25 protein-coding genes and 2 tRNA genes are annotated in these 24,520 nt (G+C 57.0%); 1 reads left to right on the top strand and 26 read right to left on the bottom strand.

The window, feature by feature from the left end:
* Nucleotides 1-4: 4 nt before the first annotated feature.
* The 25 genes from plsY to PMX21_RS07420 all read right to left on the bottom strand — a co-directional run bounded on the left by plsY (nt 5) and on the right by PMX21_RS07420 (nt 21,925).
* Nucleotides 5-688: a glycerol-3-phosphate 1-O-acyltransferase PlsY gene (plsY, locus tag PMX21_RS07540; RefSeq protein WP_271758992.1), complete on the bottom strand. Its 684-nt coding sequence runs from the start codon at nt 686-688 to the stop codon at nt 5-7.
* On the bottom strand, nt 681-2,015 hold the full coding sequence (der, locus tag PMX21_RS07535) for a ribosome biogenesis GTPase Der (protein WP_271758990.1): 1,335 nt from the start codon (nt 2,013-2,015) through the stop codon (nt 681-683). Before der ends, plsY begins: the two co-directional genes overlap by 8 nt.
* 10 nt (nt 2,016-2,025) lie before the next feature.
* On the bottom strand, nt 2,026-3,468 hold the full coding sequence (locus tag PMX21_RS07530) for a DUF512 domain-containing protein (protein WP_271758989.1): 1,443 nt from the start codon (nt 3,466-3,468) through the stop codon (nt 2,026-2,028).
* Nucleotides 3,469-3,470: 2 nt separating this feature from the next.
* Nucleotides 3,471-4,370, bottom strand: a complete 900-nt coding sequence (locus PMX21_RS07525) for a 4-hydroxy-3-methylbut-2-enyl diphosphate reductase (protein ID WP_271758987.1) — start codon at nt 4,368-4,370, stop codon at nt 3,471-3,473.
* A gap of 2 nt (nt 4,371-4,372) precedes the next feature.
* Complete coding sequence (locus PMX21_RS07520; RefSeq protein WP_271758985.1) at nt 4,373-5,101, bottom strand: lysophospholipid acyltransferase family protein; 729 nt, start codon at nt 5,099-5,101, stop codon at nt 4,373-4,375.
* Nucleotides 5,102-5,104: 3 nt separating this feature from the next.
* The gene (cmk, locus tag PMX21_RS07515; protein ID WP_117769690.1) at nt 5,105-5,791 is read right to left on the bottom strand and encodes a (d)CMP kinase; all 687 of its coding nucleotides are present in this window, start codon (nt 5,789-5,791) and stop codon (nt 5,105-5,107) included.
* 66 nt (nt 5,792-5,857) lie between these two features.
* Nucleotides 5,858-6,820: a pseudouridine synthase gene (locus tag PMX21_RS07510; RefSeq protein ID WP_416378170.1), complete on the bottom strand. Its 963-nt coding sequence runs from the start codon at nt 6,818-6,820 to the stop codon at nt 5,858-5,860.
* Nucleotides 6,807-7,535 carry an SMC-Scp complex subunit ScpB gene (gene scpB / locus PMX21_RS07505; RefSeq protein ID WP_271758983.1) on the bottom strand — a complete coding sequence of 243 codons (729 nt, stop codon included), beginning with the start codon at nt 7,533-7,535 and terminating at the stop codon, nt 6,807-6,809. Before scpB ends, PMX21_RS07510 begins: the two co-directional genes overlap by 14 nt.
* A gap of 11 nt (nt 7,536-7,546) precedes the next feature.
* Nucleotides 7,547-8,359 carry a segregation and condensation protein A gene (locus tag PMX21_RS07500; RefSeq protein WP_271758981.1) on the bottom strand — a complete coding sequence of 271 codons (813 nt, stop codon included), beginning with the start codon at nt 8,357-8,359 and terminating at the stop codon, nt 7,547-7,549.
* A gap of 84 nt (nt 8,360-8,443) precedes the next feature.
* The gene (locus PMX21_RS07495; protein WP_271758978.1) at nt 8,444-9,127 is read right to left on the bottom strand and encodes a site-2 protease family protein; all 684 of its coding nucleotides are present in this window, start codon (nt 9,125-9,127) and stop codon (nt 8,444-8,446) included.
* Nucleotides 9,128-9,136: 9 nt separating this feature from the next.
* Nucleotides 9,137-9,433 carry a hypothetical protein gene (locus tag PMX21_RS07490; RefSeq protein ID WP_271758976.1) on the bottom strand — a complete coding sequence of 99 codons (297 nt, stop codon included), beginning with the start codon at nt 9,431-9,433 and terminating at the stop codon, nt 9,137-9,139.
* A complete protein-coding gene (locus PMX21_RS07485) occupies nt 9,420-11,450 on the bottom strand; it encodes an ABC-F family ATP-binding cassette domain-containing protein (protein ID WP_271758974.1) in 2,031 nt (676 codons plus the stop codon). Before PMX21_RS07485 ends, PMX21_RS07490 begins: the two co-directional genes overlap by 14 nt.
* Before the next feature lie 75 nt (nt 11,451-11,525).
* Nucleotides 11,526-11,598 (bottom strand) — tRNA-Ala (locus PMX21_RS07480).
* A gap of 367 nt (nt 11,599-11,965) precedes the next feature.
* Nucleotides 11,966-13,123: a hypothetical protein gene (locus PMX21_RS07475; RefSeq protein ID WP_271758973.1), complete on the bottom strand. Its 1,158-nt coding sequence runs from the start codon at nt 13,121-13,123 to the stop codon at nt 11,966-11,968.
* Between the two features lie 378 nt (nt 13,124-13,501).
* Nucleotides 13,502-13,576 (bottom strand) — tRNA-Val (locus PMX21_RS07470).
* Nucleotides 13,577-13,714: 138 nt separating this feature from the next.
* Complete coding sequence (locus PMX21_RS07465) at nt 13,715-14,503, bottom strand: DUF3825 domain-containing protein (RefSeq protein ID WP_271758971.1); 789 nt, start codon at nt 14,501-14,503, stop codon at nt 13,715-13,717.
* 45 nt (nt 14,504-14,548) lie between these two features.
* Nucleotides 14,549-15,061: a Fic family protein gene (locus PMX21_RS07460; protein WP_271758969.1), complete on the bottom strand. Its 513-nt coding sequence runs from the start codon at nt 15,059-15,061 to the stop codon at nt 14,549-14,551.
* Nucleotides 15,061-15,246, bottom strand: a complete 186-nt coding sequence (locus PMX21_RS07455) for a hypothetical protein (protein WP_117757177.1) — start codon at nt 15,244-15,246, stop codon at nt 15,061-15,063. The genes PMX21_RS07460 and PMX21_RS07455 overlap by 1 nt, the downstream gene beginning before the upstream one ends.
* Before the next feature lie 11 nt (nt 15,247-15,257).
* Nucleotides 15,258-15,947 (bottom strand): helix-turn-helix domain-containing protein, encoded by a 690-nt coding sequence (locus PMX21_RS07450; protein ID WP_271758967.1) that lies wholly within the window; start codon nt 15,945-15,947, stop codon nt 15,258-15,260.
* Complete coding sequence (locus tag PMX21_RS07445; protein ID WP_271758965.1) at nt 15,928-16,596, bottom strand: DUF3990 domain-containing protein; 669 nt, start codon at nt 16,594-16,596, stop codon at nt 15,928-15,930. Before PMX21_RS07445 ends, PMX21_RS07450 begins: the two co-directional genes overlap by 20 nt.
* A 403-nt stretch (nt 16,597-16,999) precedes the next feature.
* On the bottom strand, nt 17,000-18,100 hold the full coding sequence (locus PMX21_RS07440; protein ID WP_271758963.1) for a hypothetical protein: 1,101 nt from the start codon (nt 18,098-18,100) through the stop codon (nt 17,000-17,002).
* A 370-nt stretch (nt 18,101-18,470) separates the two neighbouring features.
* Nucleotides 18,471-19,007, bottom strand: coding sequence for a hypothetical protein (locus PMX21_RS07435; protein ID WP_271758961.1), 537 nt, complete (start codon nt 19,005-19,007; stop codon nt 18,471-18,473).
* Nucleotides 19,008-19,010: 3 nt separating this feature from the next.
* Nucleotides 19,011-19,799, bottom strand: a complete 789-nt coding sequence (locus PMX21_RS07430; protein WP_271758959.1) for an endonuclease/exonuclease/phosphatase family protein — start codon at nt 19,797-19,799, stop codon at nt 19,011-19,013.
* Between the two features lie 269 nt (nt 19,800-20,068).
* Complete coding sequence (locus PMX21_RS07425) at nt 20,069-20,614, bottom strand: hypothetical protein (protein ID WP_271758957.1); 546 nt, start codon at nt 20,612-20,614, stop codon at nt 20,069-20,071.
* A gap of 3 nt (nt 20,615-20,617) precedes the next feature.
* On the bottom strand, nt 20,618-21,925 hold the full coding sequence (locus PMX21_RS07420) for an SMODS domain-containing nucleotidyltransferase (RefSeq protein WP_271758955.1): 1,308 nt from the start codon (nt 21,923-21,925) through the stop codon (nt 20,618-20,620).
* 391 nt (nt 21,926-22,316) lie between these two features.
* Here PMX21_RS07420 and PMX21_RS10115 point away from each other — a divergent pair, with 391 nt between their 5' ends.
* On the top strand, nt 22,317-22,664 hold the full coding sequence (locus tag PMX21_RS10115; protein ID WP_465038256.1) for a transposase: 348 nt from the start codon (nt 22,317-22,319) through the stop codon (nt 22,662-22,664).
* A 608-nt stretch (nt 22,665-23,272) separates the two neighbouring features.
* On the opposite strand, the gene PMX21_RS07410 is transcribed toward PMX21_RS10115, so the two are convergent.
* On the bottom strand, nt 23,273-23,914 hold the full coding sequence (locus tag PMX21_RS07410; protein ID WP_271758954.1) for a hypothetical protein: 642 nt from the start codon (nt 23,912-23,914) through the stop codon (nt 23,273-23,275).
* Nucleotides 23,915-24,520: the final 606 nt, after the last annotated feature.

Genomic DNA, 24,520 nt, shown 5'->3' with positions numbered 1-24,520 from the left:
TCTCCTACTTATCGTCGGGCTCGGTGACACGCTTGGTAAACGAGAGCTTGGACTCCTTACCGGCCATGAGCTTTTTGATGTTCGCGCGATGGGCCCACACCACGGTGATGCCGATCATCGCCATGCAAAACTTAAGTCCCAGGCTGCTGTACGGAAAGACCGCGCAGGCGGCGATGGGAAGACCGATGGCCGCGGCAAGCGAGCCTACCGACACAAACTTGGTGATGGCGACGGCTACGATAAACATGCCCAACAGCGAAAGTCCGATTGGCCAGTACCAGGCGAGAATCACGCCCAAGCCCACGGCGATACCTTTGCCTCCGTGAAAGTTGAGGTAGGGCGAGAAGATGTGACCCCACACCGCAGCCAGGCAGATGACGCCAAGCATCCAGTCGCCGGGGGCTCCAGGCGCCATGATGCTCACAGGGAAGCCGTAGCCCACGCTCGCGATGAGCGGACGCGCGATAAGGACGCAGATAGCGCCCTTAAGGCAGTCGAGCAGCAGGGTGAGCGCGGCCACCTTGGGGCCGGCCACACGCAGGGCGTTGGTGGTGCCGATGTTGCCGGAGCCCGCCTTGCGAATATCCGTATGGTTGAACACGCGGCCCAGGATCAGGCCAAACGGAATCGCCCCGATAAAGAACGAGACCACGGCGCAGATGGCGGTCAGCAGAATCGGATTATGCATCCTTTTGCTCCTTCTTCCTAAAGAAGAGTCGAATGGGTGTGCCGGCAAAGTCGAAGGTCGAGCGCATGCGGTTCTCCACATAGCGCTGGTAGGTGTCGTTGACCAAGTCGCTGTGGTTGACGAAGAACGTGAACGTCGGCGGGTTGACGCCCGTCTGGGTCACGTAGTGCATGCGCAGGCGGCGCTTGCCGTCCACCACGGTATGACCGAACTCGCGCAGGTCGGTGAGGAACGTGTTGAGGCGCGAGGTGCTGATCTTTTGCGAGCGCGTCTTTTCGGCAGCGTCGACCATTGCCCAGACCTTCTCGACGCTGCGCCCGGTCAGGGCCGAAATGCGCAGGTACTGGGCCCAGGGAGCCATGACGCCCAGACGGCGGTCGATGGTCTCCATGCAGGCCTCGCGCTTACGGTCGTCGTCGAGCAGATCCCACTTGTTGAGCAGCACAACGATGGCGCAGCCGCGCTCGATGGCCAAGCCCATGACCTTCTGGTCCTGCTCGGTAACGCCCACGGAGGCGTCGACGACGAGTAGCGCCACGTCGGCGCGGTCGATGGCGCGCAGGCCGCGGACCATGGAGTAGTACTCGATGTTCTCGTACACGGTGCTCTTCTTGCGGATTCCCGCGGTATCGACCATGCGGTAGTGCTTGCCGTTGCGCTCGACGACTGTGTCGATGGCGTCGCGCGTGGTGCCGGCAATGTTGGACACGATGGAGCGGTCGGCGCCCAGGATGCGGTTGAACAGCGAAGACTTACCGGCGTTGGGGCGGCCGATGATGGCGACGTTCAGCGCGTCGGGGAACTCATCGGCGACCTCGTCCTCTTCCTCGGGAAGCAGGGCCACGATGTCGTCGAGCAGGTCGCCCGTGCCGTGGCCGTGCAGGGCCGAGAGCGGCGTGGGCTCGCCGATACCGAGCGAATAGAACTCCCAGATGTTGTCGTTCTCTCGATCGGGGTTGTCGAGCTTGTTCACCAGCAGAAAGACCGGCTTGTCGCAGCGCTTGAGCATGCGAGCGACCGACTCGTCCTCCTCGGTGACGCCGGTGCGGCCGTCGACCACAAACAGGATGACGGCGGCTTCCTCGGCGGCGGCGAGGGCCTGGTCGCGAATGGACGTGGCGAAGACGTCATCGCTCTTGAGCGGTTCGATGCCGCCCGTGTCGACGATGGTGAACTCGCGGCCGTTCCAATCGGCCGTGTGGTACGAGCGGTCGCGCGTGACGCCGCGGGACTCATGGACGATGGCGTCCGAGGTCTGGGCCAGGCGGTTAACGAGCGTGGACTTGCCCACGTTGGGGCGTCCGACGACGGCGACGATAGGTTTCATCTGCACTCCTTTAATGGGTAGGGTCAGTGGAAGTGTTAGAGTCGGCAGGCACAATGCCAAGGATGTGCTCCAGGGTATCGAGCAGCTCATGCGGCATGGTCGACACCACATGAACCTCGGCGCCGCGACTGGTAAGGCTTGCGAGTAAATCTTCACGATGATACTCGTCAAGCGTCATGCCGTCAGCGTTGAACATGAGCTTAGGCACAAAGAGCATAACCCCCGAGAGGTCCTGCGGCAGCTGTTCCAGAATGTCGCAGGCGACGATGAGGCCGGTCACGTCCACGTTGCCGCCAAAGTAGCGATTCTTGATGGCCGTGACGGTGCCGGCGAGCCCCTGCGGCGATTCCACGAAACGTGCCACGGTGTCGCGTGCGCTGGCGCCCGAGAGGCACAGCAGGTGCTGGCTGCGAGCGGCGATGGCCTCGCGGACGAGGGCCAGTCGCTCGGCATCGGTAGCCATCACGTCGTCGGTCTCGTCCAGATACGAGCGGATCATGCCGATACCGTCGTAGTACTGCGGATAGCCGTCGTAAAAGTCCGCCTCGGGCGGATCGATGCCGGCGTCCAGGTAGAACTCGTCGCTCATCTGGAAGGTGTGGCGGCCAAAACGCTCGAAGGCGCGGTCCTGGTAGGGACGGATCATGGCAATGGTCTCGCGCGCCAGTTCGGGCTTGTCGCTGTATGACCAGCTAAAGCGGTTCTGATGCTTGGTAAAACCGAGCGGCACAATGCCCAGGCTTGTGATTTGCTCGTGCTCCTCGCAAAAGCGCAGGGTCTTTTCCAGCTCCTCGCCGTCGTTCATGCCGGGGCACAACACGATCTGCGCGTGAATCTCGATACCGGCGGCCATGATGGCCTCGAGCACATCCATGCCGCGCTGGGCGTTGCGGCCCATCATACGGCGGCGGACGTCGGGGCTTACGGCGTGGACCGACACGTTCATGGGGCTCATGTTGCGTTGGATGACGTTTTGAACATCTTCGTCGGTGAGGTTCGTGAGCGTGACAAAGTTGCCCTGTAAAAAGCTCAGGCGATAGTCATCGTCGCGAATGTAGAGCGTTGAGCGGCCGCCCTTGGGGAGCATCGTCATAAAGCAGAACACGCAGGCGTTCACGCAGGTGCGCATGCCATCGAAGATGGGGCCATCGAACTCAAGGCCCCAGTCCTCTCCCGGGAAGCGGTCGAGCTCGACGGGGGTGACGGTGTTGTCGCGCGGGTCGAAAACCTCGAGGTCGACGGTATCATCGTCGGCCTCCCAGAGCCACACAATCATGTCGGTAAGCTGCTCACCGTTGACCGTGAGCACGCGCATGCCCGGCTCGATACCCACATCCCACGCGGGCGATTCGGGACGCACGTTCTTTACGAGCGCGCCTTCACCCGGCTCGGGGTCGCGGCTGCGCCCGTAATCGGCCACCTCGGCGGCGTATGCGGGTACGGTCTGGTCCATGACTAGCGGCAAAGCTCCTTGATGCGCTCGACGGCGCGCTCGATGTGTTCTTGTGGGGTGGAGGCTCCGGCGGTGATGCCGATGTGGTGAGCGTCGGTAAACCACGCGGCCTGGAGCTCGGAAGCTTCCTCGATGTGATGCGTGTGCTCGCAGGCGTCTGCACAAATCTGCGCCAGGCGGCGGGTGTTGCCCGAGTTCTTGCCGCCCACCACGACCATGCAATCACAGCGTTTGGCAAGTGATGCGGCTGCCTGCTGGCGCTCGCTCGTGGCGGCGCAGATGGTGTTGATCACACGCAGCTCCTGCACGCGCGGGGTTATGGCGGCCACGACCCCGGCGAGGTTCTGTGCGGTCTGGGTGGTCTGCACGACGAGGCCTACCTTGCCCTTGAGCGACAAGGCGTTGGCGTCCGCGGCACAGCTCACGACCTGCGCATCATTGCCGGCGTGGCCCAGAATACCCTCGACCTCGGGATGCCCCGGCTCGCCCACGACGAGTACGCGATAGCCCTCGCGCACCAGCCGCTCGGCGGCCACGTGGACCTTCTTGACGTAAGGGCAGGTGGCGTCGACGACGTTAAGGCCACGCTCGCGAGCGGCATCGATGACCTGCGGCACCACGCCGTGGGCGCGGATGATCACGGTGCCCGACGCTGCGTCGTCCAGGGTTTCGGCCAAGCCAACGCCTGCCTCAGCGAGCTCGCGCACCACGATGGGGTTATGGATGAGCGGACCCAAGGTATGGACCTGAGTGCTCTCCCCTGCCTGCGGCGCGGCGGCCAGCGCCATGTCGAGCGCGCGCTGTACGCCGTAGCAAGTGCCGGCGTGGGCGGCGATCTCGATGAAAGGCGCGGTGGCCTGGTCGGACGCAGTCGCGGCGGTGTTCGTCACGTTCTCGCTCATGGCTAGAACCTGCCCGGATGCTCGGCGCATAGCTCGTCTCGCATGGCGTAGACGCGGCTCATGGCCTCGGACTCAAACCATTCCAGGCGCTCCGTGCGCTTAAGCCCAGCCGGTGCGTCGGAAAGCGAGACGGCCTTGCCGGCACGGATCCAGCACTTCTTGGGACGCATGATCTTTTTGCCCGCGGGCGTGATGTCGGACCAGCCGCAGATGGCGAGCGGGTTCACAGGTGCCTTGCCCATCTGAGCGATGAGCGCAAAGCCGCCGTGGACCTCGGGCTTGATATCGCGCGAGCGGATGCGCGTGCCCTCGGGGAAAATCAGGACGTCCTCGCCGCGCTGCAGCGCATGCTGGGCGGCGCGCAGGCACTTCATATCGGCAGTACCACGCTCCACGGGGATGCCGCCAACGCGGCTGAAGGCCCAGCGCACAATCTTGCTCTTGGCGAACTCGGACTTAAAGATGGGACGAATGCGGCGGCCCCCAAAGAACAGCGCCGTCTCCACGGCCAAGAGCTCGGCCATCGAGGTGTGGTTGCAGATGACCACGCTGCCGCGGCCTTCCTGGCGCTCAAACAGAAGATCGGCGTCCTCGACCTTCCAGCGCCACATGAGCTTGGAGAAGGCCCAAAGGATGGCCATGACTACGACGACGGTGCCGCGGATGAGCGCTGGAAACTCGGCGTAGGGGGCGTTGTAATAGTCCTCGGGCGTCTGCTGAAACAGGCGCATGGGCTACCTCCTTTGGTTGATAAGGTCCTCGATTATCGAGACGACCTCGTCGATGGTGTGGGCGGTGGAGTCGACGTGCACGGCGTCCTCGGCGGGCACGAGCGGGGCGACCTCGCGGCTGCTGTCAAGCTTATCGCGCTGCTTGAGGGCGTCGAGGGTCTCGTCGACCTCGGCTTCGAGCTGCTCGGACGTGAGCGGCTGGGCGTCGTTTTGGTGACGCTGCAGCACGCGGCGGCGGGCGCGCTCACGCGGGTCGGCGGTCAGGAAGACCTTGACCTGCGCGTTAGGGAACACGACGGTGCCGATGTCGCGACCCTCGGCCACGATATCGCGGTCCTCGGCGGCGCGGCGCTGGTGGATGAGCATGGCGGCGCGCACGCCCGGATAGGCCGAGACCTTGGACACGTTGGCGTCGACCTGCGGGGTACGAATGGCGGCCGAAGCGTCCTGGCCGTCGATGGTCAGGCGCGTGTCCTCGCCGGTACCGTTGGTAAAGCGGATCTCGATTTGCTCGGCGAGGGCGTCGATTGCCGCCTCGTCGTCCAAATCGATGCCACGGTCGAGCGCGGCGAAGGTGACGGCGCGATACATGGCGCCCGTGTCGAGCTTGTTAAAGCCCAGCTGGCGGGCGATCTCCTTGGCGATGGTGGACTTGCCGGAACCGGCGGGGCCGTCGATGGCGACGATCATGCAATGCTTCCTTTCGATGGGTGACGTGCTGGTATGGTTCGCGGGCGTTGGGGCGCGGCGGGTTGCCTAGCCCGTGTAGCGCTCGCGGTAGGTGTTACGATTGGGAGCGGAGCCGTGGCTGCCGTGGTGACGCGTGCGGCTGGCGGTGTTGGTCGCGGGCGCGGCGGCGCGCTTGGAGCTGGCCTGCTTGGGCGGGATGCCGCCGGCCTTGAGGATCTGCACCTCGCGGTCGGTGAGCTCGCGCCACGAGCCTTTGGCCACGTCCTTGAGCTCCAGGCCGGCAAAGTTGCAGCGGTGAAGGCGGATCACCGGATGGTGAATCTTGCCCAGCATACGCTTGACCTGGTTCTTGCGACCCTCGCGGATGATGACCTCCACGGCGGTGGTGCCGTGCTTGATGCCTTGCGGAGCCACGGCCTCTGCCTCGCGCGCGTTGATGATGCGGCAGATAGCCGGCTGGCACAGACCGTCGTCGAGCTCGATGCCACGGCGGAGCGGTTCTAGATCGCGGTCGGTCAGCTGTCCGTCCACGAGTGCCTGGTATGTCTTGTAGACGTGCTTGCTGGGGTGCAGTAGGTCCTGCGACAGGTCGCCGTCGGTGGTAAAGAGCAAAAGGCCTGTGGTGTCGCGGTCCAGGCGGCCCACCGGGAATAGTCCCGGAAAGCGGTCGCGGGGGACCAGGTCGGCCACGCAAGGGCGCTCCTGCGGGTCGCTCATGGTGGTGAGGTAGCCGGTCGGCTTGTAGAGCATCAAGTACACGGCGCCCTGGTTGAGCTTGACGGGCATGCCGTCGACCTCGATGTGATCGTGGTCGACGTCGACCTTGGTGCCCAGCTCGGTCGCGACCTGGCCGTTGACGGTCACGCGGCCGGCGGTCATCAGGTCCTCCGAGCCGCGGCGGCTCGCCACGCCCGCACGCGCCAAAAAGCGCTGCAGGCGCATGGTGTGCGGATAGACGGGCTGGGCGTCGGTTGCGGGTACTGCGTTGCCCATGGCGCACGTCTCCCCTACTTCGTTAGTCCTCGTCATGCAAATCCTCCGAGGTCTCGTCGACGACCAGGCTCTCCAAGTTCTCGACTGCCTCAACATCTTCAACATCGGTATCGAGCAGTTCACGCTCTTCGTCCAGGTCCTCGGCCTGCTCCTCGAGCGTGGACTGAATACTCCGGCCGCTCAGGCGCTCGCGGATAAACTGGCGCGACTGCTCGTCGGGGGCAAACTGCTCCAGGTCGGGCAGGTCTCGGGTGGAGCGCAGACCGAACTTTTCCAAGAAGGCGTTGGTCGTGCCGTAGATGATGGCCTGACCGCGCTGGGGGTCGCGGCCGAGCTCGCGCACCAGACCCTTGTCCACGAGCGACGCGATGACGCCGTCTGAGTTGACGCCGCGGATGCCCTTGACCACCTCGCGCGTTACGGGCTGGTGGTATGCGATGACGGCCAGGGTTTCGAGCGCCGCCTGGGACAGCTTTTGCGTGTCCCAGCTCAACACATAGGCCTCGACCACGTCGTGGTAGGCGGGGTGCGTGAACAGGCGCCAGCCGCCGGCGACCTCGCGCAGCTGAAAGCCGCGGTTGGCCTCCTCGTACTCAACCTTGAGCTCGGCGAGCAGCGACGCGCATTCGCCGGGGGCGATATCGAGCGCACCGGCCAGCGCGGGCGCACTCACCGGGTCGCTCGACACCAGCAGCAGCGCCTCGAGGGCGCCTTTGAGGCTGTTTGCCTCCAGCGTGGAAAGGGTTGACATGGTTGCGGCTCCTATTCGGTGAGTTCGGGGCCCTCGCCGGGCACGTATGCCTCGGCTCCCTCGACTCGGTTGATGCGGATGGTTCCGAAGATCTTGTCCTGGCTCAGCGTAAGCGAGCCGCGCTTGGCGAGCTCCAGCATGGCCAGGAAGGTGACAACGAGCTGCTCGGTGGTGGCATCGCCGTCCAGCAGCTCGCGGAAAGTGCAGGTTTGGTGCGCCATGGTAAAGCGGTCGACCGAGGCCACCGTCAGGTCGAGCGGCACGCGATGCGGCGCCACGTGCTCGGCCTCCAGCAGGAAGGTCTGTCGTTTGCCATCCAGGTCGGCACAGATAACGGCCAGACCGCGCAGGGTAATGCCGGCCAGATAGTCGGGCATTAGGCCCAAGAACTCGGGGTCGGGGCCGGCCACGCGCGGATGCATGCGGCTTTCGGCCTGCATGCGCGCACCGAGGGCCGCAGCCGCGCCTTTAAACTGCTTGTAGGCAATCAGGCGCTGGATCAGGACCTCACGCAGCGCGTCGCCGTCAAGCGTGCTGAGCTCCTCGAGGTCTTCGTCGAACTCGTCATCGTCGTCATCGACTTTGCGCGGGGCCTCCTGCGGCACCAGAGAGGCAGCCTTGATGTCCAAAAGGGTTGCCGCGACCAGCAAAAAGTCGCTTGCTACGTCCAGGTCCAGCGCCTCGATGCGCTCGGCCTCGGCAAGGTACTGCTCGGCCACCTCGCTGATGGAGATAGCGCCGATATCTACTTTTTGGCGGGTTACCAGCTGCAGCAGCAGGTCGAACGGTCCGCTGTAGACCTGCGTCGACACGCGATACGACATCTTCGACCTCCTTTGACGGCGCCTTCGCGGCGCGGTTTGGGTGCATGCTGCGACCGTTTTACACGGACGACCTGTAAGTTTACCTTAGATGCCGGCGATTGCGAAGTTGAGCAGCTGCTCAGCAAGCGGATACACGGTAACGTCGAAATAGCGGCCGATTACATCGATGCCGGTCCACATAGGCAGCAGGTATAGAACCAGGATGAGTATGGGCATAGCGTATTGCTGCATGCGGTAATAGTTGTTGAGCGCCTTGCCCTTGAGGAAGGGCACGATGATCGACGAGCCATCAAGCGGCGGAATCGGAATGAGGTTAAAGAACGCGAGCGACAGGTTGACCACGATAAACGTGGCGCCGAAGTTCATAATTTGGGACGCCACGGCAAAGGACATGCCGGCGTAGAGATTGCCGTACGTTACGTGCATGAGGGCGGCCGCGAGGCACGCGAGTGCGAAATTCGATGTGGGGCCGGCTACGCTCACCAGGACCTCGTCGCGCTTGGGGTGCTTGAGGTTGTTGAGATAGACGGGCACGGGCTTGGCGAAGGCGAACACGGGACCGCCTGCGGCGAGCATGAGCAGCGGCAAGATGATGGTGCCAAACGGGTCGATATGGTTGAGCGGGTTGAGCGAGACGCGGCCGCGCGAGCGAGCCGTTTTGTCGCCGAGCGCCCAGGCTGCGGCGGCGTGCGCGCTCTCGTGGATCACGATGCCAACGATGACGGCAACGGCACTGGCGAGCAGGTTCATGATGTAGCTGCTGGACATAACGCTCCCCTAGCGGACGCGGCGCGAGGCGCGCGTGAGCAGGTAGTCAATTACAAACAGGATCACAGCGACGATAGCATAATCCAGGCGGAACACACCGCCAAAAGGCGACGTGATGACGCCGTAGCCGGCGATGGCGCTCGGCAGTGCACGCGAAAGCTCAACGACAAAGCCAACGATCTGCAGCTTGGCGGTGAGGCCGCTAAAGCACAGCAGCACGGTCATCGCGCTCATAAAAATGCCGCAGATGCGACAGGCGGTGGCGATGATGCTCATCGCCACGGCAGCGGCCTTACGAGAGTTCACGCGCGGTCTCCTCTTCGATCTGGGTGGAAAGCTCCAGCCATTCGTCCTCGAGCTTGGGCAGCTCTTGCTTAAGGCCGTTATATTCCCCCAGCGCGGCGTTGAACTTGTCTTGATCGGCATAAAGCTCTTCGCTTGCCATCAATTCCATAAGCTCGTCATAGCGGGCGCGCTTTTTGTCGAGCTCCGTCTCGATCTTCTTGAGCTGGTTACGCACGCCCTTGAGTTTTTTGTTGAGCGCGGCGCGGGCCTGGGCCTCGGCGCGCTTTTGCTCCTTGGTCTTTTTGCCCTCGGCAGGCTTGGGTGCGGCGGGCGCATCGGACTGGGCCGCGGTGACCTTAGCGGACTTGGCCGCGGCCGGTGCGCTCTCCCCTGCCGCCTCGGCGGCGGCGCGGGCTGCGAGGTCCTCGCGCTTGTAGAGGTAGTAGTCGTAGTCGCCGTCGTAGACCGTGACCTTGCCGTCGCGGATGTCAATGATGCGGTTGGCCACAGCGCGTACCAGGTGCTCGTCGTGGCTGATCAGCACGATGGTGCCGGGGAAGTTCTGCAGGGCGTTCTCGAGCATGTCCACCGAGTCGATGTCCAGGTGGTTGGTGGGCTCGTCCAGGCACAGGAGTGCCTCGGGGGCCACAAGCATCTTGGCCAGTGCCAGACGCGCCTTTTCGCCGCCGGAGAGGACGCGGACCTGCTTCTCGATGGAATCGTTGTCGCTAAACAGGAAGGCGCCCAGCAGGCTGCGCTGCTGCGGCACGGTCCACTTGGGCGTGACGGTGTCAATCTCTTGCAGGACGGTATTGGACTCGGTCATGCCCTCGAGTGCGTGCTGGGCGTAGTAGGCGACGCCGACGTTGGTGCCCAGATCGCGGGTGCCGGTGGTGGGCGGCTCCAGGCCGGCGAGAATCTTCATGAGCGTGGACTTGCCGGCGCCGTTGGGGCCGACGAGCGCCACGTGCTCGCCGCGGTAGAGCTTGAGGTCGATATCGCTGTAGATGTGCTTGTTGCCGTAAGACTTGGACACGCCCTCCAGACCCACGACCATGTCGCCCGAGCGCGGCGGATCGGGGAACTTAAAGTCGATGTGCTTGTGGCCCTCGGGCAGGATGACGAGCTCTTTTTTGATCTGCTCGATCTTTCGGATGCGCTCCTGAGCCTGGGCAGCCTTGGTGGGCTTGTAGCGGAACTTATCGACGAAGACCTGCATGTGGGCGATGTCGCGCTCCTGGGCGGCGCGCTTGGCGCGCATCTGCTCCAGGTTGTCCTCGCGCTGCTTGAGGTAGCTGCTGTAGTTGCCGGTGTAGGTGGTCACGCGGCGGTTCTCGAGCGCGGCCACGTGGTCGACGCAGGCGTCCATGAAGGCGCGGTCGTGGCTGACGATGAGTACGGCGCCGTCGTAGTTGGCGATAAAGCCGCGTAGCCACTGGACGCTCTCGAGGTCCAGGTGGTTAGTGGGCTCGTCCAGCAGCAGCAGGTCGGGGTGGCGCAGGAAGAGCTTGGCGAGCGCGATGCGCATCTGCCAGCCGCCCGAGAACTCGGAGCACGGGCGCTCAAAGTCGGTGACCTTAAAGCCCAGGCCAGATAGGATCTTGCGGGCGTTGCTCTCGAGCTCGTAGCCGCCCAGGTGCTCAAAGCGGTCCTGGACCTGTCCGTACTCGTTGAGGAGCGCGTCGACATCCTTCCCCTGTTCGGAGAGCTCGGTAATCTGGGCCTGCAGCTCGTTGGCGCGCTCGCCCATGCGGCGAATTTCCTTGGCGGCCGCCATGACCTCGGCAAGGATGGTGGTGTCCTTGTGCTCCAGGTTGGTTTCCTGCTCTAGGTAGCCTACCTGGCAGTCCTTTGCGTACTGGATCTGGCCGGCGTCGGGGCTGTCGATGCCCATGATGATCTTGAGCATGGTGGTTTTGCCGGCGCCGTTGGGTCCCACGAGCGCAAAACGCTCGCCGGGGTTGATCTGGAAGGACGCGCCACTAAAGAGGACGCGCGCGCCGAAGCTTTTTTCGATCTTGTCGACCAGGAGGATCATGGTGCCGCCTTTGACCTTGTGTGCCAATATGAAAAAAGGCCCCAACTTGCGTTGGAGCCTCATTCAATGCTCGGGTGGAGACGAGGGGGATCGAACCCCTGACCTCTTGACTGCCAGTCAAGCGCTCTCCCAGCTGAGCTACGCCCCCGTGCGAAGAAGTACTATACGGGAACTCGGACGGCGACGCAAGGGCAATTTTGGAAAATTTCGCAGTCGCGGCGCGGGCCGCCATCCGCCCAACGACCATCCCGCCGGCGCCGGGCCCATTATCGGGGCCAATCGCGCTCCCGCCGACCCGGCGATTTCAAAACCATGCCGGTTTACGGGGCCAGGCCGGGAACCCCCGAGCATGCCGTAATCGGTAAAATCAAAACCGCAGGTAGACGACTTGCGCATTCAGCGAAATGCAGGGTATGGACGGCCGGTCCGGGTCCAGCCCCGTAATCCGGCATAGTTTTGAAATGATACTAATTCACTAGCAGGAAAACTAGGTCGTTCTAGCGCCTTGTTGCCGGCTAATTTCCGAGTTCCAACCAGTTGCACAGAACATTTGCTCGCAGTCGCGTCTCGGCGCGCTTCATTGCCTCGGATTTGGCTTTATACCGAATCCCCAAACGACTGCAGACGCTTTTGACTATGGCGTCTAGCTGTTTTTTGTCGTTAAGCATATCGTGGGTTACCAGGAACACATCGAAACCCATGCTCTGGAGCGCAGTCATGCGCTCCGCATCTTGGTCAAGTACCGCGCCTGACCCATGGATGACCTCACCTTGGATTTCGATAATTGCTGCCTTCATTAGGATTGGGTTTACAATCACGATGTCACCGTAGCAAACCTTTTGACCTGCGATGCTTTGGGCTTCCTCGGATAGAGGGGTTAAATCGTTGAGGTATACGTATCTGAATCCTGAACCACCTAGACGTCGAGAACGACTTAGAAGCAGGACCCCCGCGACCTCGAGTGGAGATGCAGCAATGCCGATAACCTGCTGAGCGGCATCATAAAACTGCTTTCCCCACATTTGACTTTTGACCTTTTCGGCGAATCGATGCAAGTCGCTCAGTTCGATGAGTGGCTTTCTCATCCAAAGCGAAGTACCTTTGAGTTTCGTAACCTCTCTTCCATCCTCGCGATTGTTCGTTTGGCCTTCATTTGCTGGGACCTTTACGGTTGTGCGGGCATAAACTCGTTTCCAAGGAATCTCGTCTTCGCCTTCTCCAAGTTCGAACAGATCCTGCGTGCTGGAATTGCGATTCTCCTTTAACGCGATTTTTAACTGCATTTCGACAGCGGGGGTCGGCTCGAAAACAGAAAACCAGCCGCAAAGTTCGTACATAGCCAGTACGAGATCTATTTGGGACACAAAGCGTGTCATAGTAAATAAAGTGTTAAGCGGATTGGTGACGCTAAAGCCTAAATGAGTGCCGGTTGTTGTGCCGGTATCCGAAGCCCCTTCCCAGCGAATAGTGGAGCGCAATCCCGAGTGGTGATTACAACAACCTGGCGAAGCAACAGCGATAATCGGGGTCTTGAGGACATCGGTTACGAAAGGGGCTTGGGATAGGGCCCGCCAGCCGTCATCGGAGCTGGGTAGGCACGGGTAGAGGTCATGCACCTGCGGTGGGCAGCGCCAGTAGCGGAATGCGGTGTTTGCGCAGACGATTTCGTCCATGTGGCCTCCCCTGGTTTCGACCGTAGGCCGTGCGGATTGCGGGCATGGCCGATTATCTACCGGGGCATCATGCGGGTAAGTACGGGAAGCAAACCAAATGCTGACAAAAGCATGCCGAGTTCCGCCGAAAAACCGTCGTGTGATAGAAAACCGCTGGAAGGAGCTTTGGGCATGTGGTCCCTGTCTCCACATTTGCGCGCGGATCACATGGGGAATTCAATGAAAATACGCATGCGTTTTATACAAAACATGCAATGGCGTCAGCAAAAAGGGTGCGAAAAAAATGACGCCTTATACGACTACGATTCGTTTTGGAATCACCCTTGGTGTCAAAAAGAAAAAGGCCAGAGGCTTAACACCTCTGACCTGTACTTTAGATGGTGGGCGATACAAGATTCGAACTTGTGACCCCATCCGTGTGAAGGATATGCTCTACCCCTGAGCCAATCGCCCGTCGCCTTTCGGCAAAAGAGATACTAACATAGCCGCGCGAGGTTTTCCAAGAACTTTTTGCCCTCGATTTTAAATTCGTGGGTGCTAGCCAAGTCAAAACGACCAAAACAATCGGCAAAACCGCAGCTAAATCACCCTTTATCGTTTAATCCACGAGGTTTCGGGGCGGCAGATAAGTCGCGCGTTGTTGTAGGCCATGTCGAGCGTGAGACAGGTGCGCGCGGCGTAGAAACCGTCCTCGCGTTGGATGGTCAGCGCCAGCTCGGGCTTGTCGCCGGTCAGGCACAGCGGTAGGAGTAGCTGGATCCGGCCGCCGTAGAACTGCGGCACCGCGAGCGTATAGTTGGCTGCGGCGCGGCGGGCGGCCTCGACGACAGCCCCCTCAAAGGCGCGACGCAGCAGCAGCGAGTTGTCCTCCCCCATCAGGCTAGCAGGAATGCGCGTCAGATTCTCCTCGTCGCCCAGAATGTGGTCGATGTTGGAGCGGATGGGCAGGCGGTAGTCAAAGACAAGCTCGGAGGGGTCCTCGGCAAAGCGCACGCGGCACGGCAGGTACTCAAACGAGACCAGCATGGGGTCGCTCTCCTTAAAGAAGCCCTTCAAAACCCAGCGCTGGCGCGCGTCGGGCTTGGTGTTGGGCTCAAACAGGCCGTAGATGGTCTCGTAGCGACGCGTGTACAGGCCGGTATTGAACAGGCAGCGGTCATTGTCGAACACCAGCGGCAGGTTGGACGGCCCGGTCTGGTTCAAGTCACGCTCGGTCAGGAACTCCGCGCGGCTAAACGAAAACGACAGGTAGTTTTTGAGGATGCGGTTGCCGGGACCCCAGTCCTCGGGGTCGGCGAGGTCGACCAGGCGGTCGTAGCAGGGCTCGGGGCAAAACGCGAAGTCGTACACATTACTGCACAGGGTGCTAGGGAGTTCCATGTGGTGTCCAATCAATTCATTAACCGGCGTGCGGATGCTTAGATTCTATACGAGCGACAGATCGCCCGTGCCCGCAACAAATCCGCAGCGCAGCTCTTTGGCTAGCTCGCTGTTCGTGCGGCGACTGGAAACGAGGTCCTGGATCCAGGCGTAGTACTGGTTGTCTTTTGGTTCGGGGCTGTCAGACAGCACGACCGGAGTGCCTGCGAACCTTAAGACGGACAACGCAAAGACAAGGCTGGTTCGTTTGTTACCGTCTTCAAAGATGTGGTCCTTGACCATGTGCTCGGCCACGTAGGTGACCTGGTCAAAGATGTCTGCGAAGCGATCGGCCGGCGATTGACCGAATATCGTACAGAATGCACCCGCAAGCACGGACTCGACGCATCCAAGCTCAAGCGCGGCCCGGTCGCCTGTGGCGTCGGTTGTATAGCAGCGTCCGACCGTCATCAGCGTGCTGTGCAGGCGCATCACGGCCGCGGCCATATCTTCGAGCAAACCGGCATCATCGAGCACGAGCGGCGCGAACGGATGCGCTCCCCGCTTCGTGTCCGCCATCATGAGTTCTCCAAGAGCCTGAGCGCGTTGGGCATGTTCGAAATGGTCAGCCGAATAGCTTCGTCGATTGACGTGGTGCCGCCGAGCAAAATCGGTGATGCTGAATTTGCCACGTGCGCAGTTGAATGATCTTCTTGAGCAACGCAATCAGCGCCGTCATCTTGTTGAACATAGCTCCAAGGCATGTCTGACTCCTCTATAGCTTTACAGACGAAATAGCCTGCGAGTCGTACTCCAGAGCAATCGGTTGCCAGACGAGGTCTTCGATGGTGCAGTTTAGGGTGTCTGCAAGCGCCAATGCCGAGGAAACCGAGGCGCGGCGTAGGTCGAGCTGGTTCTGCTCGTAGAGTTGTATGGCGCGAAGCTTAACCCCCGATTGGGCGGCAAGCTGTTTTTGCGTTAGTCCGGCAGCCTTTCGTGCCGCCTTGAGGCCCTTTTTGTCTGCCTGGGCGTTGTTCCATTTTTCGATGACAATCTGGGCGAATTTATCTTCGGAGGCCTCGTGGAGCGGATGGTACGAGCCGATGATCCAATCGAGCGGAGCGACTTCGAGTAGCTTATTAAAGCCCAAGCTGCTCATCCATTGCGTATAGGCCATAACCCACCCCGCCCAATATTGAGGCGAACGGTCGAACGGATAGGTCTCCCTACATTTGACGGGGGTCAGTCCCGCATGGGCGATAATATCGCGCGCGAGCTCGTCGCCCGCCATGCCGCAGACGACGCGAGGCATACCGCGCTCAAACTGTTTCATCTCAAGAGCGTTCGACATAATCGCCGTCAACTCGGCTGGAGTCAGCCCTTGGTCACAGAGAGCAAAATCGACCGCCTCGCCCAGCGTTCTCATTGCATCCTCGAGATACATCTCACTGTAGGCGTGGGTCATCGCCCGTCATCCCCTCTCGAATGATATCGACGATACGTATTCCCTCAAACGGGTTTTCGGCAAGGAGCTCCCGATACTGCGCCCTTGCCGCTTCATCTCGTTCCTTGGCCAATGGACCATACAGAGCTTGCTGCGCACGTTCAAATCCAGCAAAACGAATCCTCTTAAACGCACGCTCGCTTTTGAGCACAATCTGCTCCCCCAGGTTACCGAGCCTCATAGATCGTCCAAGCTGATCGACGGTGATCGTATTGTTTACAAAAGCTCTGGCATAGCTAAAGTACGAGTCGTCCGCACGCCACCCCCTTATTACGTCGCAAGTGCTCGTCTGAGGTAGAAAGTGATCATGGAGATATTCGCACGCCCCCGCGGCAATGGCGGTATCTTTGCGAAAAGAACGATGCTCAACGAGCAACGCTATCCAATGCAGGACGCAATACTGCGGCGATAGCAAGTCGAGAACTTTGAGATCGGCTATATCGAGTTCATAGCGATTCGCAAAGCCATCGGCATCGCGCGAGCATGCCCATTCCCTTGCAAGGTCGAGGCTCTCTGTGCAATAGAATCCCTGTCCATAGTCGTTATGGATTTTCCCCAGGCCAAGCTGGGGAGTCTCAATGATTTTCTGAGAACCATGCCACAGTTCCATGTGAGCCTCCTAACGAGTATCGTTATAGCGATAGTTTAGCATGATATCGCTAGAACGATACTCGTATTCAAGGACTCGAAGATGTCCGAAAATCTATCAATCGAGGACTGCCCAAAGAAGGTGCAAAATGTGTTTGATAGAAGCGATTTGATTCGACCATGTATAGGGGTGGCCTCGTCGCCTGTCATACAGGTTGTGTAGCATTTTCCAAATGCAAGTAAGCCTTCATGCAGCAGCATTATAGAAGTGGCAAACGCCTCTATCGCTTCCTCGTCATCAAGTAAAAAGAGGCGATAAAAGGTGGTTGCCCCATCGTGGTGGACATTAGGAGTTCTCCAAAAGCCTCAACGCATTAGGCATGGCTGCAATGGTCGATTTATCGGCCCGACCGTTTGCAAAATACTTATTGGACGCTATATCGGCGAATCACGACGCCTAGGAGCGTAATGCCAAGAAGGAAAAGCGTCATGGACGCGATAATCCAGCAGTTGTCGCCGGTTTTGGGAAGCGAGGCGGTTGTCGTGGTAGCGGCCTTGGGCTTAGCAGTCTTGGTAACCGAAGTCTTAGTCGCCGTAGTGGTTGTTGTTGTCGCAGCCGCAGGCTTCATCTCTGGGCGCGCTACCGTTCCCGGACCAGACTCTCCCGCAGCAGGATCGGCGCTGGAGGCAGGCTCGCGGCCATCACTCGGTACATCGCGCGCATCGGTCTCCCCTGCCGGCGGCGTGGCGTCTTCGGGCTCAATCACCACATGCGAGGCTACGGCCCCGCCGGCATCCAACACGCCTCTAGTCCCAAAGGCCCCACCTGCGGGCGCCACAAAGCGCGCGGACGTAAGCGATCCGGCCAGGCAGCCAACGCCGCCGTCGGCGCCGGTCGCATCTAGCCACGAGGCATCGACGGCAAGCGTCCCGAAGGGCACGCCATCGCCGGGATCCTCGTCTAGCAGGTACGCGCCGTAAGCGTGCACGCCCGCTCCGGAGCCCGCGCCCGCGGCAACAACGCGCCCGCCGCCGCGAACGACAAGACGACCCGCGACCAGGCCGGCCACAACCTCGTCCTCAATGCCGGCCCCGTCGGCCTGGGCATTGACGGTGCAGCCGTCTACCACCAATGCCTGAAACGCGTGAATCCCGCACTGCGGGCCCGTGGCCGTTAGCGAGCCGTTGCCGCGGAGCGTCAGGTTGCCCCACACCTCCAGACCGCACTGCGAAATGTCCACGATGGACGTTTGCATCTCCTTAACGGAGTTTTGCCCGGTCAAGGTCACCACCAGGTCGCCATCGGCGCCGATGGCCTCGCCAGAAAAGCCGTTGAGCTCCAGGTGGTCGGCATCGGTCCAGGCCCAACCGGGGCCCGAGACGCCCGGCTCGTAGTACGTCGCGCCCGCAATGATGAGGCTCTCCGCACCCGCGGCATAAGAAGGCCCGCCCAGCAAAACGCATAGGCAGGCCATGGCGGCAAACAGGATGTAGCGACGGCTAGTGTGGAACGCGGCAGTAAACATAACCGCTCCGATCTTCGCAGGAGCCAATAGAAGCTGCTCAAGAAAAATACCTGGTAGCAGCAGCTATTAGTTTAGCGAGATCAAGCCGCAAGCAAAGAAAATGTCTCTGAGCATCGCCAATAATTAGGTGTAAATCGTTTTGTCAGTCGGTGAATGGGGGGGTACGTTGGACATGAAAGCGTGGACCAGGAATAACTAGCACGTTGCTTTTGCGCTTCTCCTAATGCCCTAGACATAGTTAAGCGAACTTCCCCGGTCTCCAAATCAACGAAGCTTGCAAGCTTTATATCTTCATGGCGGCGCCTCACGAGGCGATTCCTATCGTCGCTATTTAGGTACAGGCGGCAAACGTCGTGCTTAACTTACCAGCTTAGTCTCCTGAAAGCCGTTTGACCATGAATTGCATTTTGCGGCTTTTAATGATTACCTTGAAAAAGGAATGAACTGCCTCGTCATCATTTATCCAATAATTTAGTGTTTCGGTGTACAAATCAAGAAAACGCTCAAGGTCATCTTCGACTTCGTGACAAATATCTTTATCAGGTTTGACGCGCACCGGATAAACGGGGCCGACATCTGCCGTAAACACACGGAATTTGTATTCATCGCCGTAAATGTCAAATGCATATCTATTCGTATCGTATAAGGAATTAGCGTCTTTTTGTGAGAGCTGATCCTTCTCAGTTTTTGTACCTTGAATAACTGATTTAACAGTTTGGGCATATTCCTGCGAGATTTGCAACGGCGAAGACTCGGTGATTTTAATTTGAGTAAATCTAGCATGCACCTTATTACTTGACGCGGATTCCAAATCTTGTGCATATGAATCGATGATTGATATGAACGAGTCGGTGGTATTAATATCGTTGCTAGTAAATAAATCTTCCCATAAATTCTCTGTATCCATGCTCTATTCTCCAATCGCGATAAATAAAGGCAAATGATCACTTACGGCTTTATTGGGTGAGTTGTTGGCAATAAGAGATGTGTCACCGATAGAGCGAAGATAGCGGTAGCGGAGTATTCTCTTGGACAAATCAGGGCTTACGATGGCCTGATCGTAGCAATGCCAATAGTACGTGTCTGCACCATTTGATCGATAAAATGATCCACAGTTATCATTTGCCTCGGAAATAAATTCAATAGTAGGGTTATACATAAAGGGGAATTGGTGAAACGAGTACGTTTTCGTTTTTAGGCGGCATGCGACTTCTGAATATAGCGTCGCATTAAAGCTGGTCGCTTTAATCATTTCGTGGTCGAAGGGCGATGCGTTGAAATCACCAATTATCACATTGGAGGTATGAGCGAAGCGCGAGGCCCTTTCGTTTAGTTCTTCCATAATTTCACGGGCCGCTAATTCTCGACCACTGCCGTTTGGATCAGTTGATCTGTCAGGTAAATGAACCCCAACTATATTAATTAATGACGACCCAAGAGAAAAAGTGCCAACTGAATAACGTTGCGCATCCATGAACTCGAAGGCTTTGGTGTTTGATTTTACTAAAAAGCGCACTTTACCAGGAAATTCAGGAAATCCTAAAAGCCTATAATTGCCGTCTAGTTTAATTTGAAGTGATGTGAAGTCCATTTCGGAAGCTTCTGCAAAAATTGCCACATCTACATTTTCCGTAATAATAAAACTAACAATAAGATCAGAAAGATCATGTTTGTTTATATTCCAAAAGAAAAATTTCATCGTGTAGGCAATCTTTAAGAATGAACAACTTTGCTAGTATTAATTCAATAATACTAGTTTATGTTGAGAGAATCAGCTCTATTAAAGTCAAACGTTAAATTACGAACTGCCTTATGACATTTTGTGAGATGTTCACGCTGCATACAATGAGAAATGCGTTACTGGGGTCATTGATCGCAGTGGAATACTCGATTGATCTGAAAGCCATTCCGCGTCATAGCTTATGCCGTTAGTTGATTGGTTATACGGGCTGTTTAGGGGATGGTGCCCTAATTGATATCTTTTCCTTTAAACGACGTGGATAGCATCATCAGAAGAACGTCGTTGACCATTCGTCCCCTGAAGTTGCAAAGCGCAGTAAATGGAATCATGCTTAGTAGTTTCATGCCCCGCGCGTCAATCCGACCCTTTTCAGGAGGACAGTAGACGATTAATCCGCACTGGGTCTTTTTTCCACGGGCAACAGCACTGAATTCTTCATACTCTAGATATCCATAAACAATAATTACTAAGAGAGCAGACTGAACTTCATTAAGATGTTTATTAGTTACATGTTGAATATTCTTTGCTTTTATAAGCCCTGAATTGACTAAGTCCTTTTTTATATCATTAAAATCATCGCTTCCTGCAATGATGGCAATCCTCTTTGCGCATAGCGCTAGCCCGAATCTACACATAGCTTGGGTTATACCAGCTAAAGAGCCAACAAATATGGCTAAACCTGCAGCAAACCCTAATACCGTGCAGATGGTTTCTATGCAGCCAAAAATATTGGACAACAGGTTAAAGACCGATGTTAAAAAATCTATAATCATAGTCTACTCCACATTAATGAAAAACGGGCGGGTCCATCGCACACAGTAACCTCTGCGCACCACAAAGCACTGCACGATATGTTTTCCGGTATAGGCTGTTTCTTCTCGTCTTGAAGTTTTCCCTTCGTTGGGAACTTCAAAGCCCCCACGTTGACAGCATCGCATAGCCTCTTCACCGGTATTGGTGATCTGCCATCTTACACGCCCGTCTTTAATTGGGCTGTATGTGACTTTATATATCACTGAGGACCCTTTCGGAACCGCCGGCCCATCATTTGGAAGATTGATTTGTTTGCCCGAAGGAAGAGTGGCAGTTGCAGTGATGGTTGCATTTGGTTTTTGAGATTGCAAGGGATACTTCAGCTTTTGTCTATGGGTAACGGACAACGCGCGTTCCTGTGTAATTCGCCTCGTTCCAGCTGCGTAAGATCTCGATTCATTCCCTGCTGGGAAATTAATGCCAAGAATGGTTCTCCAAATATCGTTGCCAGTGCCTTTTTCTGCAAGAAGATCAAGTTGTTCGATCAGTTTATTTGAAAACTCAAGAAAGTCGTTGTGCTTGTACTTTTCCGCTAGGTTATTTTCGCAAAATGCGGGATCTTCGATAAATGGAGTGTTGCCAGAACTTAAATCCTCTGAGTAGGCTTCTGACAAATTGGCCATTGTTTGCATTACACGCTCTTCAATCGTGAGGTGCGGTTCTGGTAAATTATCAGCAATCATTTTCTCAAGAGTAATTCCCTTTGGATATTTGACATTCGATGGACAGTTTTCTCTTCGCCACCATTTAAAAATTTTCACCAAAGGCTTATATGCTTTTTCATACCCTTGATTAACTTCTGTTGTCCAAGAAATATGTTTCTTCGGATCAGTTCGCTTCCAAGTGCCTTCCTTAGATGATCCAATATTATGAAAACCGTTTTCATCTCTGACCAAGGGCACAACATCAAGATGGAAACTTGCCATATCAATACCGACAGAATGATTTTGAATAGTCGTATTTTGGTAACAGCTGCGTAGTTTGAGGGCCTTTTCAAGCTCATTCAATACAAAAGACGGAGAATCGTTTGTTGAACGACTAGTTTCGATGACAACGTCAATATCGCAGCAATCTGAATTCTTTTTTGGGCGAATGAACGTTTGCTTAGCGTAAGATCCCGACAAATAGCTGTGAATATAAATATGTTTATAGCTCTCACAATTTTTCAAGTGATTCCTAAGATTCTGGTGAAGTCTGCTTGCTTCCTCGATAGTTGATTTACTTGGGTTGATATCTTTTAGAAAAGACTTGAAGTCGGTATCGTTTGCCACAATTCTCCAATTCAAACGTATGTTCTATTATAAATAATAATATTTGAGTAGATGTATCTATGTGACATCAATTTAAATATTGCTTCAAATATTAGATCGATAGTTTCTGCCCGGATGGTTTTGGTTTTCGATTTATGAAATCGACCCCCGAGGATCTTCTTTTATTCCTCAAGGACCGATTTTAATTTATGTAACAGCTTAGAAAACAGTAGATGACTCGGAGACCGAAAGGTCCCCGAAGATCGCGTCGAAAATGTTGGTGTAAGGGTGACACCCCAGTGCCCGTTTAAGGAAAAACGGCCTCCGTTCTAGAATCTGAAATCACCACAACAACTGGTTTTGGGAAAGGACAAAGACCGCTACGGAAATCTTATCAGACCCGACGCCGGATATGCTCGCCATGACCCGTTTCGACGACGGCGCCATCGACATGCAGGAGCTGCTTCGCAGACTCGCCGAGCAGGTCGTGGACGCAGTTAAGGACGCCTCCCCCGAACAGCTGGTCGGGGGCGGGGCGAACAGCCGAAACGGCTACCGGGAGAGGGCCCTCGCCACCTGCGTCGGAACGCTGACGCTGCGCATCCAGAAGCTGCGTTCCGGCAGCTTCTTCCCGGGGGACGTGCTCGAGCGCCACCGGCGCGTCGATCGCGTCCCCGTGACCGCCGTGGCCGAGATGTACGCCACGGGTACAAGCGCCCGCAAGGTGCAGGTGTTCCGCGGCGCGGCGCTGCCGCCGTGACGGCCATGTACCACGCGGCGTGCGACAAGCTGGATTGTTGCTGCCCGAGGGCGGCGGCACTGGAGGGGGTCGAGCCCGACGCGCTGACCTACTTCGACTATCCGCCGACCCACTGGAAGCGCCTGCGCACAACAAAGTTCAGGAGAGGACCAACCGAGAGATAATGCGCAGGTCGCGCGTCGTGCAGGTGTTCCCCCTACGGGTTCGCTGGTGCGGCGCGCGAGCGCGGCCATGTGCGAGCAGGACGAGATATGGCAGGAGTCCAGCTGCTCCTCCGAGGTGAGGATGAACGAGCTCTACGACGACGGTCGTACTCGGGGAATCGACGGTCCCGCCAACGTGGACACGGCTTGAGGCGGAGGCCAGGAAGATGATCGAATCGGGCCTCGAACTTGCGGACAGGATCGAGGCGGCATAGGATATAAACCGTGTTCCAGGTTCCAGGACGCCGGGCCGACTCGCTTCGAAGCGGGCGCTACACCAACTTTCTCGACACTACCTCAAAAGATCCACCAGGAGAATTGAAACTACGTCACGAGATAGCTTGTTTGGACAATCGGTAGAAACTGAGTGCTGCTACCAGTCATCACGTAACCCCATCAATTCTCTTAGTGCCATATAGGGCCTGCTAGTTGTATTTGCCGCTGAATTACACCTCTCTTGTTTAGCTTGCATAGAGTCTTGTATGATGCGGCAAGAGCGCTTTCTTTTTCAAAGAGATCTTGCCGTTGATCGGGCTCATCTAACCTTTCAGAAGCCTGTTCAAGCGTCCATTGATATTCCTTTGCACTCCGAGACATTTTATTCAATAGAATCTGATACTGATACATTGAAAACAAAAGGGATTGATAAGCTTCTATGAATTCGGCAATTGCCTCTCCACTCTTTCCTTTGAAGCAAAATCTCGCCTCCATGGCGAGCGATTTCATTTCATCAAGCTTTAAATGCAAATTAAGTTGAGGGTCGGCATCTAACACATGATTTATTGAGGTTGAAATTGATTGCAAGTACGTGGTGTTAGTTAGCAAAGCAAATTGCAGGTCGATATCCATTTGTGGTTCGTCATCATGTTCCAAGTCCTTCGCGTTTTTTACGTAAACACTCATGAGTTTATCGACGGTTATCCATATATTTAAACGTCGATTGAATAGAGACTGTTTATTGCTGAGGCGAGCTTGGTAACAAGAAATAAGCAACGCGATGATTGCAACAATTGCTGAGATGTACTCAGGTAGATTTATTAGACCCATTGTCTCCTCCGCCATTAAAAATTAAAAACGAAAATTCATCTACAGCCGCTTCCTATCGTAAATACAACCTAGAAACAGTTTAATTTCTGCAAGAAGTTCCTTCGCCGTCAGCTTTGAGTATTTGCGCGCTTGAGCACTGATGAATATCGCTAAAGAACACCGCCGATATGGTGCGTGGGCACCGGGGCCGACATTCGCCCCGGTGCCGCTTTGTTGCTACAGATCCGCCCAACGACGCTGCCATATGCTAGCTTTACCCATGTCTTAACAGACCTCGTTATGCGCATTATTTTCCACGATGACATCGGCATGGATTTATAACAATGCAGTGATTAGCTATGACAATAGCTAATCACTGCATTTTGTCATCCCTGATGACAAAATGCTATCGAGCCCGTGGCCGCATCGAATCCTATTGTAAATAGCGAGAATAACAGAGCACGGGGTGAATCGGCGCCAGCCGTTACACCCCGTGCTCAACTTAGTTTCTGTTTTTAGATTGCGGCAGATCCGCGCAATCCGCTCTCCCCTAGTCCCGCTTAAACAGATCCCTCGTGTACACCTTGTCCGCCACGTCCGCGAGCTCGTCGCTCCAGCGGTTGGCGA

The sequence above is a fragment of the Collinsella aerofaciens genome, assembly GCF_028209885.1.
GTDB lineage: Bacteria > Actinomycetota > Coriobacteriia > Coriobacteriales > Coriobacteriaceae > Collinsella > Collinsella aerofaciens_BA.
Note: the sequence above shows the minus strand (reverse complement) of the source record. Positions and strands in the feature narration are given on the sequence as shown.

Coding starts and splice junctions, on each gene's coding strand:
- PMX21_RS07435 (WP_271758961.1), bottom strand. CDS start 19,007: ATGGATACAGAGAATTTATGGGAAGATTTATTTACTAGCAACGATATT.
- PMX21_RS07430 (WP_271758959.1), bottom strand. CDS start 19,799: ATGAAATTTTTCTTTTGGAATATAAACAAACATGATCTTTCTGATCTT.
- PMX21_RS10115 (WP_465038256.1), top strand. CDS start 22,317: ATGCTCGCCATGACCCGTTTCGACGACGGCGCCATCGACATGCAGGAG.
- der (WP_271758990.1), bottom strand. CDS start 2,015: ATGAAACCTATCGTCGCCGTCGTCGGACGCCCCAACGTGGGCAAGTCC.
- PMX21_RS07510 (WP_416378170.1), bottom strand. CDS start 6,820: ATGACGAGGACTAACGAAGTAGGGGAGACGTGCGCCATGGGCAACGCA.
- PMX21_RS07410 (WP_271758954.1), bottom strand. CDS start 23,914: ATGGGTCTAATAAATCTACCTGAGTACATCTCAGCAATTGTTGCAATC.
- PMX21_RS07485 (WP_271758974.1), bottom strand. CDS start 11,450: ATGATCCTCCTGGTCGACAAGATCGAAAAAAGCTTCGGCGCGCGCGTC.
- PMX21_RS07530 (WP_271758989.1), bottom strand. CDS start 3,468: ATGGACCAGACCGTACCCGCATACGCCGCCGAGGTGGCCGATTACGGG.
- PMX21_RS07445 (WP_271758965.1), bottom strand. CDS start 16,596: ATGGAACTGTGGCATGGTTCTCAGAAAATCATTGAGACTCCCCAGCTT.
- PMX21_RS07465 (WP_271758971.1), bottom strand. CDS start 14,503: ATGGAACTCCCTAGCACCCTGTGCAGTAATGTGTACGACTTCGCGTTT.
- PMX21_RS07425 (WP_271758957.1), bottom strand. CDS start 20,614: ATGATTATAGATTTTTTAACATCGGTCTTTAACCTGTTGTCCAATATT.
- PMX21_RS07440 (WP_271758963.1), bottom strand. CDS start 18,100: ATGTTTACTGCCGCGTTCCACACTAGCCGTCGCTACATCCTGTTTGCC.
- PMX21_RS07450 (WP_271758967.1), bottom strand. CDS start 15,947: ATGACCCACGCCTACAGTGAGATGTATCTCGAGGATGCAATGAGAACG.
- PMX21_RS07500 (WP_271758981.1), bottom strand. CDS start 8,359: ATGTCGTATCGCGTGTCGACGCAGGTCTACAGCGGACCGTTCGACCTG.
- cmk (WP_117769690.1), bottom strand. CDS start 5,791: ATGATCGTCGCCATCGACGGCCCCGCCGGTTCCGGCAAGTCCACCATC.
- scpB (WP_271758983.1), bottom strand. CDS start 7,535: ATGTCAACCCTTTCCACGCTGGAGGCAAACAGCCTCAAAGGCGCCCTC.
- PMX21_RS07475 (WP_271758973.1), bottom strand. CDS start 13,123: ATGGACGAAATCGTCTGCGCAAACACCGCATTCCGCTACTGGCGCTGC.
- plsY (WP_271758992.1), bottom strand. CDS start 688: ATGCATAATCCGATTCTGCTGACCGCCATCTGCGCCGTGGTCTCGTTC.
- PMX21_RS07525 (WP_271758987.1), bottom strand. CDS start 4,370: ATGAGCGAGAACGTGACGAACACCGCCGCGACTGCGTCCGACCAGGCC.
- PMX21_RS07460 (WP_271758969.1), bottom strand. CDS start 15,061: ATGGCGGACACGAAGCGGGGAGCGCATCCGTTCGCGCCGCTCGTGCTC.
- PMX21_RS07495 (WP_271758978.1), bottom strand. CDS start 9,127: ATGTCCAGCAGCTACATCATGAACCTGCTCGCCAGTGCCGTTGCCGTC.
- PMX21_RS07520 (WP_271758985.1), bottom strand. CDS start 5,101: ATGCGCCTGTTTCAGCAGACGCCCGAGGACTATTACAACGCCCCCTAC.
- PMX21_RS07455 (WP_117757177.1), bottom strand. CDS start 15,246: ATGCCTTGGAGCTATGTTCAACAAGATGACGGCGCTGATTGCGTTGCT.